The 12,354-nt window shown below is 61.5% G+C and carries 14 protein-coding genes; 9 read left to right on the forward strand and 5 right to left on the reverse strand.

Annotated elements, in window-relative coordinates:
• Window positions 1-507 precede the first annotated feature (507 nt).
• Both CAG11_RS30870 and CAG11_RS30875 read left to right on the forward strand, forming a co-directional pair.
• Window positions 508-2,199: a SulP family inorganic anion transporter gene (locus CAG11_RS30870; RefSeq protein ID WP_085600152.1), complete on the forward strand. Its 1,692-nt coding sequence runs from the start codon at window positions 508-510 to the stop codon at window positions 2,197-2,199.
• Window positions 2,200-2,396: 197 nt separating this feature from the next.
• A complete protein-coding gene (locus CAG11_RS30875) occupies window positions 2,397-3,551 on the forward strand; it encodes an ankyrin repeat domain-containing protein (RefSeq protein ID WP_085600154.1) in 1,155 nt (384 codons plus the stop codon).
• 74 nt (window positions 3,552-3,625) lie between these two features.
• Here CAG11_RS30875 and CAG11_RS30880 read toward each other — a convergent pair whose 3' ends face one another.
• Window positions 3,626-4,285 (reverse strand): hypothetical protein, encoded by a 660-nt coding sequence (locus CAG11_RS30880; RefSeq protein WP_085600156.1) that lies wholly within the window; start codon window positions 4,283-4,285, stop codon window positions 3,626-3,628.
• Window positions 4,286-4,449: 164 nt separating this feature from the next.
• On the opposite strand from CAG11_RS30880, the gene idi reads away from it, so the two are divergent.
• Complete coding sequence (gene idi, locus CAG11_RS30885; RefSeq protein ID WP_022644453.1) at window positions 4,450-4,965, forward strand: isopentenyl-diphosphate Delta-isomerase; 516 nt, start codon at window positions 4,450-4,452, stop codon at window positions 4,963-4,965.
• A 60-nt stretch (window positions 4,966-5,025) separates the two neighbouring features.
• On the opposite strand, the gene CAG11_RS33480 is transcribed toward idi, so the two are convergent.
• The 3 genes from CAG11_RS33480 to CAG11_RS30895 are packed head-to-tail and all read right to left on the reverse strand — an operon-like array spanning window position 5,026 to window position 5,960.
• Window positions 5,026-5,163, reverse strand: coding sequence for a hypothetical protein (locus CAG11_RS33480; RefSeq protein ID WP_256578802.1), 138 nt, complete (start codon window positions 5,161-5,163; stop codon window positions 5,026-5,028).
• A gap of 49 nt (window positions 5,164-5,212) precedes the next feature.
• Window positions 5,213-5,710, reverse strand: a complete 498-nt coding sequence (locus CAG11_RS30890) for a hypothetical protein (RefSeq protein ID WP_085600158.1) — start codon at window positions 5,708-5,710, stop codon at window positions 5,213-5,215.
• Window positions 5,700-5,960 (reverse strand): hypothetical protein, encoded by a 261-nt coding sequence (locus CAG11_RS30895; protein ID WP_256578803.1) that lies wholly within the window; start codon window positions 5,958-5,960, stop codon window positions 5,700-5,702. Before CAG11_RS30895 ends, CAG11_RS30890 begins: the two co-directional genes overlap by 11 nt.
• A gap of 256 nt (window positions 5,961-6,216) precedes the next feature.
• Here CAG11_RS30895 and CAG11_RS30900 point away from each other — a divergent pair, with 256 nt between their 5' ends.
• From CAG11_RS30900 to CAG11_RS30915, 4 genes are all read left to right on the forward strand, one after another.
• A complete protein-coding gene (locus CAG11_RS30900; protein WP_085600162.1) occupies window positions 6,217-6,699 on the forward strand; it encodes a hypothetical protein in 483 nt (160 codons plus the stop codon).
• Between the two features lie 79 nt (window positions 6,700-6,778).
• Window positions 6,779-7,156: a cytochrome c gene (locus tag CAG11_RS30905; protein WP_103326329.1), complete on the forward strand. Its 378-nt coding sequence runs from the start codon at window positions 6,779-6,781 to the stop codon at window positions 7,154-7,156.
• A gap of 246 nt (window positions 7,157-7,402) precedes the next feature.
• Window positions 7,403-8,263, forward strand: coding sequence for an RNA ligase family protein (locus tag CAG11_RS30910; RefSeq protein WP_085600164.1), 861 nt, complete (start codon window positions 7,403-7,405; stop codon window positions 8,261-8,263).
• A gap of 14 nt (window positions 8,264-8,277) precedes the next feature.
• Entirely contained in the window at window positions 8,278-9,423 is a 1,146-nt protein-coding gene (locus CAG11_RS30915; RefSeq protein WP_085600166.1) for an AAA family ATPase, read from the forward strand.
• A 117-nt stretch (window positions 9,424-9,540) separates the two neighbouring features.
• Here CAG11_RS30915 and CAG11_RS30920 read toward each other — a convergent pair whose 3' ends face one another.
• On the reverse strand, window positions 9,541-10,542 hold the full coding sequence (locus CAG11_RS30920) for a hypothetical protein (RefSeq protein ID WP_256578804.1): 1,002 nt from the start codon (window positions 10,540-10,542) through the stop codon (window positions 9,541-9,543).
• A 123-nt stretch (window positions 10,543-10,665) separates the two neighbouring features.
• Here CAG11_RS30920 and CAG11_RS30925 point away from each other — a divergent pair, with 123 nt between their 5' ends.
• Together CAG11_RS30925 and CAG11_RS30930 are read left to right on the forward strand one after the other, a co-directional pair.
• Window positions 10,666-11,232, forward strand: a complete 567-nt coding sequence (locus CAG11_RS30925) for a hypothetical protein (protein ID WP_085600169.1) — start codon at window positions 10,666-10,668, stop codon at window positions 11,230-11,232.
• A 112-nt stretch (window positions 11,233-11,344) separates the two neighbouring features.
• The gene (locus CAG11_RS30930; protein WP_085600171.1) at window positions 11,345-12,310 is read left to right on the forward strand and encodes a bifunctional GNAT family N-acetyltransferase/nucleoside diphosphate kinase regulator; all 966 of its coding nucleotides are present in this window, start codon (window positions 11,345-11,347) and stop codon (window positions 12,308-12,310) included.
• Window positions 12,311-12,354 lie beyond the last annotated feature (44 nt).

Here is a 12,354-nt window from a genome sequence, read left to right on the forward strand (position 1 = left end):
CCGGCGCTCGGCGCCTTCAACCAGTGGGTCAAGGGCACGCCCCTGGAATCCTGGCAGCGGCGGCATGTGGACGAGATCGCCACGAGCTTGATGGAGGCCACGGCGCAGCACTTGCAGGCGCTGCTGATGCTATCCAGCCCTCAGGAAGCCATCCGATGAGCTGAGCGGGACATACCGGCAAAGGCTGTCCGCCACCCATGTCATCTCGCTGTAGCGCAGGAGCCGGCTGGCTCCTGCCAACGGTTTCAGCCGCCGGCCCCGGATCCGAGGCCGGCGCCATCGATCCAGTCATTCGCTCACTGCGCGCCTGTCGCCCGGGTGCTGGCGACGCTGGTCGAGCGCAGGCGAGCACCGGCCAACATTCGACGATCAACATAAAAGCTGCTCCAGCTCATGGCGCTCGAGTGCGCGATTGGCTTCAATAGCGGGCTGCGTCGCCTTGCCGGCTGCATGGCTTGCAAGGGCATGGATGAATAACAAGAACGGAACACTTCGAAAGGACCCTGCATGTTGCTCTCCCGCTATCTGTCCGGCCTGTCCAACTTGCTGCACTACCGCCGTGAATGGTTGCGCGCCGACCTGCGGGCCGGTTTGTCGGTGGCGGCGATCCAGATTCCCATCGCCATCGCCTATGCCCAGATCGTCGGGCTGCCTGCGCAGTACGGGCTCTATGCCTGCGTGCTGCCGATGATCGTCTATGCCCTGGTCGGCAGCTCGCGGCAGTTGATGGTCGGCCCCGATGCCGCCACCTGCGCCATGCTCGGCGGGGCCGTGGCGCCCCTGGCCATGGGCGACCTGCAGCGCACCGTCGAGTTGTCGATGATCGTCACCGTGCTGGTGGGGCTGATGCTGATCGCTGCGGGGATCGCCCGTGCCGGGTTCATCGCCAGCTTCTTCTCGCGGCCGATCCTCATCGGCTACCTGAACGGCATCGGCCTGAGCCTGATCGCCGGGCAAATGGGCAAGGTGGTGGGCTTCAAGATCGAAGGCGAGGGCTTCATCCTCGGGCTGATGGATTTTCTCCAGCGCCTGGGCGAGATCCACTGGCTGACCCTGGCCATCGGCTTGGCCAGCCTGGGCCTGCTGATCGGCTTGCCGCGACGCTATCCACGGGTGCCGGCGGCGCTGGTGACGGTGGCGGTGTTCACCTTGCTGGCCGGGGTCTTCGGTCTCGACCAGTTCGGCGTGGCGGTCTTGGGCCATGTGCCTGCCGGCATCCCCGAGCTGTCCTGGCCCAGCACCACCCTGGAGGAGAGCAAGAGCCTGCTGCGCGACGCCCTGGGTATCGCCACGGTGAGTTTCTGCAGCGCCATGCTCACCGCCCGCAGCTTTGCCGCACGCCATGGCTATGCGATCAATGCCAACCATGAGTTCATCGCCCTGGGCATGAGCAACCTGGCGGCGGGGGCCTCCCAGGGCTTCGCCATCAGCGGCGCGGATTCGCGCACCGCGGTCAACGACATGGTTGGAGGCAAGAGCCAGTTGGTGGGCATCATCGCCGCCGTGGCGATCGCCCTGATCTTGCTGTTCTTCACCGCGCCCATGGCCTGGATCCCGCAGCCGGCCCTGGGCGCGGTCCTGCTGATGGCCGGTTGGGGCCTGATCGATGTGAAATCCCTCGGGCAGATCCACAAGCTCAGCCGCTTCGAGTTCTGGCTGTGCCTGCTGACTACGGTGAGCGTGCTGGGCCTTGGGGTATTGCCGGGGATCATGTTCGCCGTGACCCTGGCCATCCTGCGCCTGCTGTACAGCATCTACCAGCCCACCGACGCGGTGCTGGGCTGGATGCCAGGCATCGAAGGCCAGGTCGATATCAGCAAGTACCCGCAGGCCCGGACTGTGCCCGGGCTGGTGGTGTATCGCTTTGACGACGCGATCCTGTTCTTCAACGCCGACTACTTCAAGATGCGCCTGCTGGAGAACATCGGGCGCGACGGCAAGCCCGAGGTGGTGTTGTTCGATGCCGAGGCGGTCACCAATATCGATGTCAGCGGCATCGCGGTGCTGCGGGAAATCCGCGACACCCTGGCCGCCCAGGGCATTCACTTCGCCATCGCCCGTGCCCGCGGCACCTTCCTGAAGATGCTGGAGCGCTCGGGGATGAGTGCGGAGATGGACGAGCAGCTGCTGTTCGGCTCGGTACGTGCGGGGATCAGGAGCTACCGGATCTGGCGCAACAGCATGCGCGGCAAGCAGTGAGGCGGGGCGGGCGACCCTGGTCATAAGCCCTTCGGCACCAGCCCTGCACTCATTCGCTGCGACTGCGGTCGTGACACTCCGGCCTTCATGGGCGGTTGCATCGCAATCATGAGTGAGCAGTCCCTCTGGGTTACCGAAGTGGTTGACGAGCGCGGCGGTTAACGACTCAATGCGCCCCCGGAGCGTATCGACAGAACATGGACCTGCACCTGATGACCGAGTGGCAACGACTGTACGAAGAACACGAGAGCCAGCTGGATCGCCTCTACGAGGATGTCCTGGAGGGCAGGCTGGAGCGATTGCGGGCCTTTGCCCAACAGTATCCGCAGTTGCTGGAGCTGCCACGCTATGGCTCCGCCGGGGATATCGGCCTGCTGCATATGGCCGCCAGCGAAGGCCAGGCCGAGGTTTGCCAACTACTGCTCGAGCTGGGTCTGGAGGTGGATCGGCCGGTGGAGGTCTGCGGCCAGGAAACGGCGCTGGGGCTGGCGGCCAGCGAAGGGAGCCTGCCGACCTGCACTGTGTTGCTCGACGCCGGCGCCAGTGCCAATGGCCTGCCATTGAGCATCTGCCCGCCACTTTACGCGGCCGCGCTGGCTGGCCATGACCAGGTGGTCGCACTGCTTCTGGCGCGGGGCGCCGCGGTCAACCAATTGCATCGGCGCTTCAACAACACCGCCCTGGATGCCGCGCGCACCTGGGGCCACCCGGCGGTTGCAGGGCTGCTGCAAGCCAATGGCGCACAGAGCATCCTGGATATCGATGTCCAGGACGTCGATGGGCCAGGGCAGGCGATCGCGACCTTCGTCCACAACAGCGCCGGCTGGGTGCTGCCGGCGCTGTTCGGTCCGCCCAGCGCGGACCCTCGGTTTTCGCTGCATATCAGCCTGCTCACCAAGGGTCGCTACAAGCTGTTGTTCACAATTGGCCTGTACCGCACCACTCCCATGACCGAGCTGTTCGTCTGCCTACCCGAGGACTGGGCGCTTCCCCAGCATGGTCTGGCGCAGCAGCCAGCCTGGTGCTTCCCGGTGCAGCTACTGGCTCGCCTGGCGCGCCAGAGCCTGGAACACCAGGCCTTGGGCGAGGGGATGCTGGTGCTGCGTGATGATCCCGGCTACGCAGACCTGGCGTGGCCCGATTCGGTGGATGCGATGCTGGTTGTAGACAAGCCCTGGGACCCGGCATCCGCGGCCGAGGAGATTGCCGACGATGACGGGGTGGAGCTGTTGTTGCTGGTCCCGGTGAAGTTCACTGCCAAGGGCAGGCCCACCGGCGAGGCCCTGGATGCCCTGGTCGCCCGTAAGCGCAAGGCGAGCTGGAAGGTCCTGGCGCTCAAGTCCCCGGCCTGATACCCGGGGGAGGGAAGTGGCAGCCCCCGCCGGCCCATGGGCGCCGACGGGGACAGTAATGGGTCCAGAGGACGTTACTGGGTGATGGTCAGGCTGCCGGTGGCCTGGACCGAGCCATACCGAATGCGCGAATAGACCGGATCGCTGTAGCTGAAGTCCATGACGGTGCCCATGGAGCCAAGGTGTATGGCCTGGCAGCTGAAGTTCACTGCCACTTGCCCGCCATAGGGCGTGACGCCAATGGCGACCTGGGTCGGCCCGGTCCATTGGATACTGCAGCCCAGCGTGCTGCCTCCGGCGCTGGTGTTATAGCCTCGGCAATTCAAGCTGGCGTTGCCGTTGCTGGTGCTGGGCAAGCCAGCCCACTTGGCGATGGCCAGGTTGGCCGAGCAGGAGGTGTTGATGCTGTTGGCCCCCGGAGCAAGCTTGTAGACCCCGGAAGGCGGCGCGAGGGTGGCGGTGACAGGAGTCAGCGGCAGTGGCGAGAACGTTGCGGCGGCCTGGTTTTCAACCACCGTCGTCCTCGACGGAGCAAGCTTGCACACCACTACGGCGCCGACGTCGTCGGACTTCTTCAGTTCACCCAGGGCGGTAATGTCAGAGCCGCCCCTGGACTCGCAGAAGAGTTTTCGCAGCTGGGCTTTTTCTTCGATATCGGCCGTGGATGAGGCCTGGGCCAGGGGGGCGAGTGCCAGGCCGATGACTCCTGCCAGCAACAGGCGTGAAAGATTCATGATCGATTCCTTATCGATGTTAAGACCGGGCGAAGGGTATGCCCGGCCTGTCGCCGATTTAATGACAAAAGCTCGGGTGCGAGCCTGGACTAAGCTGGATCGCAGTTGCGCTGGCGCCTTGAGCCCATCGCTGAAAACCCACCCCACAATGCGAGGAAGGCTACATGCCGCACATCGAGGTAATCCTGGTGGATGACAACGACAGGGAGGTGGGCTTCATGGAGAAGCTGGCCGCCCACAAGGTCGGGGCGCGCCACCGGGCGGTATCGGTCTATGTGTTCAACAGCCGCAATGAACTGCTGCTGCAAAGGCGCGCAGCGCGCAAATATCATTGCGGCGGTCTATGGAGCAACACCTGTTGCGGGCACCCGCTGCCAGGCGAGAGCACCGATCATGCGGCGCAAAGACGCCTGGAAGAGGAGATGGGCTTGACCTGCCCGGTGACCAAGCGCTTCGAGCTCGGTTACTTTCTCCATTTGCCGGGAGGCTTGATCGAGCACGAATACGGGCACCTGTACTTTGCCCGTTGCGATGTTGAGCCCGTCTTGAATCCCGACGAAGCGGACGCCTGTGCATATCGCTCCCTCGAGGACATTCGCCAGGATATCCAGGCACATCCGGACGACTACACGCCCTGGTTCAAGTTCACCTTCCCCGAGGTCATGAACCTCGAGATCTAGTGCCCGCTACTGCTGGCGCAGCGCTTTGTGCGGGCATGGGCACGCCCGCAGATGCCCGCTTCAGCGACAGGGTTGCGCGGTCGTGGCGCGGATCCCGGCCGTGATGAAGGAGATCAGGTAGTTGGTCTTCACCTCGATATCCATGGCCTTGACCTCGCCAGCGGAGATCCGCTCGATGCGCTCGTCGAACACGCTCATGACCAGGGCGCCGACAGCGAAGTGATAGGCCCAATGCGCCGCGGCCGCATCAAGCCAGGTTCCCTACATACAGCTCATTGAAGACCACATCGTCGTCCAGATCGGAAAAGCGATCGAAGTCGTCGATCTCATCCGGCATTGCGTAGTAGGCAAGGTAATTTCTATCCAGGACCAGATAACCGCCCACAAGCTCCTGCCTTTTGGATCGTGCCTTGATTTCGCCTGCCGTTATCCCGGGGTAGAACCTTTTATCAAACCGCCCCGTATAAGGAGGCTCGCAGCATAAGGAGACGATATTGCCGGCCTCGTTGGCGGAAAATGAGATGGCTCCGCCGTCGATCCTGTAGCAGGTGTACTTCATCCCGAAGTTATCGAAATCAAAGGCCTGCACATCGAACTCATCCAGGATGTTCCAGACGATATCGTCTGCGTTGTCTCCCAGGCAGATACCGCCAATCGACTTCCCAGGGACTATCTCGAGATCCAGGCCGATCACCCTGTCACCTTCGCCATTCGCACGCCCGTGAATATCGTACTTAGTCGCCATCGGCCACTAGGACCTCGTCTTCCCTGATGGCGTTCTTCAGCAAGCGCACAAACTCGACAGTCTTGTCTTCACTGCGCCCCTGCAGATGATCAACCAGTATTTGTTGATGGGCGGGGTAGATCTGCGTTGTCCCGTAGGGGTCTATATAGATTCCGGTTTTCTGCTCAAGGTCCAGAAAGGCAGGTTCCAGAAACTTGATGTCCCGGTCATGGATGGACAAAGAGGGTTTGTTGCCTTGGTTATCGACCAAGTATGAAAAATCCAGCACAGGCAGCTCATTCAAAGTGTGGTGGGTAAGGTGCCGAATTGCCGGCTGGGCAAATAGAGCTTTACCCTCTCGGAGGCTCTGGATCGGCCAGTTGATATCGCCGGAGCATGGTAGAATCCGCCGCCCAAAAGTGCGAGCCCCGCGAAATCGGGCGCCCAAAACTGAGGCGACGCGCTAAAGGTTGGCCATGCCGAACCTGGACCGGCAGTGATAAAAATAGCAGTGAGCGCTAGAGCATATGAAAGGACTGCAAGAGCGATGGAGCGACGGCCAGTTGATCGGCCTGGACATCATGTATCGCCAGCCCGGGGTTATCGAGCCCATAGCGATCGACTCGGTTGAAAACACCGAACTTCCCCATACCTATGGCAGGGCCTACAGCCTTTCACGGGAAGCAAGGACCACGCCGGGTGAGTTGCCTGGTGAAGATGACGATGTATGGGCGCAAGTCCAGGTAAACCATAAGTTGTCTTTGAGCAACGGCCAGGTCGTTCTATGCGGCGAGGGCGAAATGGGCAACGAAGGTTTTATCGCCAGGACCGATGCACGCAATCATTTGGAGTGGTTCCTGTTCTCGACCACAGCCAATCCATTCGTGGCGATCAAGCAAGAAGGCGACCTGGTTTACGTTCAGTCCACGCACAACTTTTGTGTCGTCTTGAACCTGTTGGACGATGACGTGCTCATCGTCAACGAAAGCGTTTTTCAAGTTGCCCGATAGCAGTTGCAGGGCCCCAATCACAGTGGCGACTGCAACTGAAAAGGACTTCATACCTGACCGAGGGAAATGCAAAATAAAAATGAAAAGATCATTCATCGCTTCACTGGCTGTTCTAGCGTTGATCCAAGCACCGTTATCCTTCGCCGATAATGCCAACGGCAAAAACCTCTACCTGCAGCGATGTGCCGTGTGCCATGGACCGGATATCAAGGGGACGGGACCGTTGGCCAATAAAAGCAATCCGCCTACCCCGGACCTCACGACATCCGCCTTCAAGAAACGCCTGAACGATTACCCGGGCGTTATCGTTTCCTCGGTGATACTGCGACCAAACGGCGACCTGATCCCAAGAACCTTGCGCGAGAACGGCGTGAAGATTGCGCCCTATGCCTGGAAGGTCCAGGACTTTCGTGATTTGCACCAGTACATGACCGGGGTGATCGCGAAAACTCGCTGACCTGGCCCAGCTCAACGTATCGCAGGGCTTGACCAGGTGCCGCCATCTGCTGTTGAATGCGCGCCCTCAAGCCCCTGCAACCTTTCTCCCAAGTGGTGAAGCCAGTGCCCTACGCCAGCCAACACGCCTGATACCGACGACGGTCCATCGTGCCTGATGGCTGCCCGCGCTTTTGCGCGGCGCCTCCTCATCGCTGTGCCTGCCTGATCCTGTCGTCGGTTTTTCCCTATTCCCAAGGAGAAACCCATGAACATGGATATTCGTGCCGACGCGCACTCCCTAGAACTGCTCAAGTACCCCCGTACCCCCCACCTGGAAAGCTCACGCCTGCAGGATGGCGACACTGACGCCGGACAGGTTCGTTATGCCTCCCTGGCTGGCCAATGGCTGGTGGTGGAAGAAAAACTCGACGGTGCCAACGCCGGCATCAGCTTTACCGAGGGCGGCGAACTGCGCCTGCAATCCCGTGGCCACTACCTCACTGGTGGCGGACGCGAGCGCCAGTTCAATTTGTTCAAGCAGTGGGCCGCGGCCCACGAACACTGGCTGCTGGAGCGCCTGGAAGATCGCTTCGTACTGTACGGCGAGTGGCTGCACAAGAAGCACTCGGTGTTCTACGACCACTTGCCCCATTACTTTTGCGAGTTCGATGTGTGGGATCGCAGCACGGGGTTGTTCTTGTCTACGGCCGCACGCCGCAAGCTGCTCCAGGACGGCCCCGTGCTGTCGGTACCGGTGCTGTACGAAGGCCCGGCACCACGCCGGCAGGCCGAGCTGATGGCGCTGGTTAGCGATTCGCTGGCCAAGACTGCCCATTGGCGCGAGGCATTCGAGCAAGTGGTACGCCGTGAAGGCCTCGACCTGGCCCGGGCCTGGCGCCAGTGCGACCGCTCCAGTCGCATGGAAGGCTTGTACCTGAAGCTCGAGGACGCACAACAAACCCTCGGCCGCTTGAAGTGGGTGCGCCAGGATTTCGTCCAGGCCATCCTCGATGCCGACCAGCACCATGCCAATCAACCGTTCATTCCCAATCAACTGGCCGCCGGCGTCGACCTCTACGCGCCGCGCCTGTCCATGGACTGGTACGGCTCCTGCCGTGGCTACTGAAGGAGCCTTTCGAAATGGATATTCATCCACTGCAACACCTGGTGCCCGAGCCTGGGCACGCCATGGACAGTGCCGCCTGCCTGGCGGCCATCCCGGCCCTGGCGCGCCTGGCCGACACCCCGCAGGACCCGACCTACCACGCCGAGGGCGATGTGTGGATTCACACCCGCATGGTGGTCGAAGCGCTACTGGCCCAGCCGGCCTACCAGCAGGCCAGCGCCGAGCAGCGCTTCGTGCTGTTCTTCGCCACCTTGCTGCATGACATCGCCAAGCCCGATACCACGGTGATCGACCCCGAGACCGGGCGTATCGGCCAACCCGGACACTCGCGTCGGGGAGCGGTGGATGCCCGGCTGCTGTTGTGGCGCGCCGCTGTGCCGTTCGAGCTGCGCGAGCAGATCTGCCGCATCATCGCCGTGCACCAGGTGCCGTTCTTCGCCCTGCAAGGCGATCGCAGCGGGCGCAGCACGGAGTTCCTGCTCCACAAGCTGTCCTGGGAGCTGCCGGTGTGGATGCTCTGCGCGGTGGCCGAGGCCGACATGCAAGGTCGTGATTACGTTGGCAAGGCCGATGTCTTGAGTGCCATTGAACTGTGGCGTGAACTGGCGGCCGAGGAGGGCTGCCTGCAGGGGCCGCGCGCCTTCGCCGACGACTACACGCGCATCCAGTACCTGCGTGGCGCCCGGGTGCACCCCGACTATCCGCTGCATGCACCGCAAGGCTCGCAAGTGCTGATGCTTTCCGGCTTGCCGGCCAGCGGCAAGGACACCTGGGCCGCGCGACATCATCCGGACCTGCCGGTGGTCTCGTTCGACGATGCGCGCCAGGCCCTGGGCCTGCGCCACGGGCAGAACGAAGGCGCCGCCGCGCACTACGCCATCGACCGGGCCAAGGCCTTGTTGCGAGAGCAGCGGCCATTCATATGGAACTCGACGCACCTGTCGGCGCAGATGCGCAATCGCACCCTGGACTTGCTGTACGGCTACGGTGCAGAGGTGGAGATCGTCTACCTGGAAAGCCCGGAGAGCGAGATCATGCGGCGCAACCAGCAGCGCGACACCTCGCTGCGCAACGCGGATATCCGCCGCATGCTATTCAAATGGGAGGTGCCGCTGCCGACCGAGGCGCACCGGGTGAGTTACCAGGCGCTGACCAGGTGATGCCGGAGGAGGGCGGTGGAGGCCAGGGGGATGTAGAGAGTGGCGCCCTTGCATGATTACGCTGGCCAACCCCATGGCCAGGTGGAGCAAGGCAAGGGCGCAGCGGGTTGGCCCAGGTTAGTTCTGCCAGCACTGCGCGTAGCGCTCACACACCCCGTAGCGCTTGTCCAGGTCGGCCATCCGGGTCCAGTGATCGGCCATCGTTTCTTTTTGCAATTGCTCATCGAGCCGACGGTAGTACTGCAACATCGCGTTGTTGGTAGCCAGCGCCTGGGTGACATCGGTGGCCTGGGTGTCTGGCACCAGTGCCTTGATGGCTGGTGTATCCAAGCGCGAGAGGCGTGTGCGGTACTCGGCCTTGTAGTGCTCGAGCGCGCTGGCCTTTACCCCTTGAGCCTGCTTCAGGTAAGTCGCTACGTTCTGCCGAAATTGGCTCCAATAAGCATCCGGCAGGTCCAGGTTCATCTGCCGCTTGCGCTTGTCCACCACCAGGTCGGCGGCTTCGTTCTGGCTGCTCTCGCTCAAGGCCGGCCCGGGCTTCATCTCGCTGATGATGCTCTGCGAGACAATCTGCTCGATCATTTCGTCACGCTCGACGGTGGCCGGCAGGCCCTTTACGGGCGCAGGGAAGAGGGCGTTGGCGCCCAGGCAGCTTGCCAGGCCTTTGTTCACCAGAGGGACAGGGGAGCGCACCACTTGGCCCTGCGCTTGGTGCAGGCGCTTGAGCGATGTCACGCACTGACTGCCGGCACGACTGAAGGTGAGTTCATATTCAGCGCCACTTTGCGGCGTGAAGGTGAAGGCCATGCCACATACCGAGCCGGTGCCCTGGGTATTGAGGTGCAGCATCCGCTCTTTGTTCGGGGCCAAGCGGATTTCCAGGTAGGGCGTCTTCTGGGAGGCAGGAGGTATCGACATGTTCGCTCGCCGGCGAGAATCGGCGAGGAACAAGTTATTGAGAATCCCCGTGGTTTGCCCGTCACAGTTCTGCTCATCGAATACTCCCAGCGTGGCGCTGCTCATGTCGCTGATAAAACGAAGCTTGGCGGCGTCTGCTTCGGTTGCATCCGGATAAGTGCCCGATAAACTGCAGCCGCTCAAGAGCAAGGCGAAGGCCATGGCACCCGATACACGGCCGGTGAAAATACTACTCATAGTGGGGTGTCATCCTTAACGCTTGATTTGAAAGGGGCAGCATCATAATGGGAAAGCCACATTTTGTTTCAATGGATCGAGTATCGAATGCGCAAGACAAGTCAGTTGTTGGTAGTTGGAGTTACAGCCTTGATGAGTGCCTGTTCGGCATTACCGCCTGAAATGGCCCTGGATTCCAAAGTCTATTGCGCCGAAAACGCAGGCCTTGTCCTGGGTGCGCTGATCGAGGGCGGGCCCTACGGCACCTGGATCAGTTTTCGTGACGTGAATAGCGGCAAGACCTACGGCTGGGCTCCCAAGGACTATTACTCGGCATGGTTGCCTGCAGGTACCTATGAAGTGAATGACCTGGGTTCACGCCGCGGCCTCATGGGCCCCTATTCGAAACCCCTGCGTTTTACCGTGGCCAACGGCCAACTCAACTACCTGGGCGAGATGACGTATGGCTGCCCGGTCGCGGCCCACCCAGCTGCCGTCTATGGGGTCAAGAACTGCGGCTTCCTTGCACTGGGAACCTGCACGGTGGACCGTCCCAGCATTGCCATATGTGTAACGGACAGGCAGGAACAGGCCGTTCGAACCTTCGTCAAGCAGCACCCGCAATACTCCCGGCTTCCGGTCAGGCCGACCGTGATGTCGACGCAGCAGCCGTAACGACGGCCAACTCGCTTGGGCATCGATGGCGGGTAGGGCAGGGAGCAGGTCGTGATCTTTTCGGCATTGCTCGCCTTATGCCTTAAGATGCCCGGTTGCCGAAAGAACCGTCATGGCCATAACCGCCATGAAGGGCTTTCATCCTTTACGAACAAGTGTGGTGAAGATGAACAAGCCTTTCATTTCGCTGTGCCCTGAAATCACTCGGGCACATGCGCTGACGTTGAAAGATTGGTTGGAAGATGAGCGCGTTACCTGTTACTTGAGCGATTCACGTGATGTTTCCCGTTCCATCGAACACGTCATCGATCGGACCCAACTGCCGATCCTGACCCATCTATTCAACCGGGACGGCCGGTTCTTCATGGCCTATGACCGCCATGACGCCCCGGTGGGTTTTGTCCGACTCGTCAAGACCGGCTCCAATTGCGAGATAGTCCTGGTCATCGGAGACAGCGACAAATGGGGCCGGAACCTTGGCGCCCGGACCATCCGCGAGGGCATGAAGCTGGCCTTTCTCGATATGCGGGCCGAAAAGCTCATCGCCAAGATCCACCCGGACAACTCGCGCTCACTGAAAGCCTTCGTGCGCAGCGGCTTTGTGCTTGAGAACGAAACGCCGGCATTGAAATCATTTTCCATGACGGCGGGGCGCTATCTGCAGTTCTTGCGCGAGGGGGCCGCTGGCGACTCCACGGGGATCTACATCACCGAAATCGACAAGGCCAGGCTCGAGAGCCTGATCGTCTTCGAGCAGGGCCTGGCCGTGGTTGAACTCGAACATGAGCTTGGACGGGCCATTGTCGTCAAGCCGCAGCATGTGGCGCGCAATGTCGTCACGATGAATTCCAGGGCCTTGCTGCACCTGGATGACGAAGAAATCGAAGTGGCCCTGGTCTACCCTGACGACGCGGACAGCAGCGCCGGCAAGCATTCCGTGTGTTCCGACATCGGCGCCGCCATCCTGGGTTATCAGGAGGGCGATGCCATCGACTGGCGTATTTCTGATCGGACCCGCCGGATCGAGATCAGGAAGGTGCTTTACCAGCCAGAGGCCGCAGGCGATTTCCACCTGTAGTTGCGGCCCAGTGTTCGTCCATCAGGCGCCAAGCCCCTCCATAA

Source organism: Pseudomonas sp. B6(2017) (assembly GCF_002112765.1).
Lineage (GTDB): Bacteria > Pseudomonadota > Gammaproteobacteria > Pseudomonadales > Pseudomonadaceae > Aquipseudomonas > Aquipseudomonas piscis.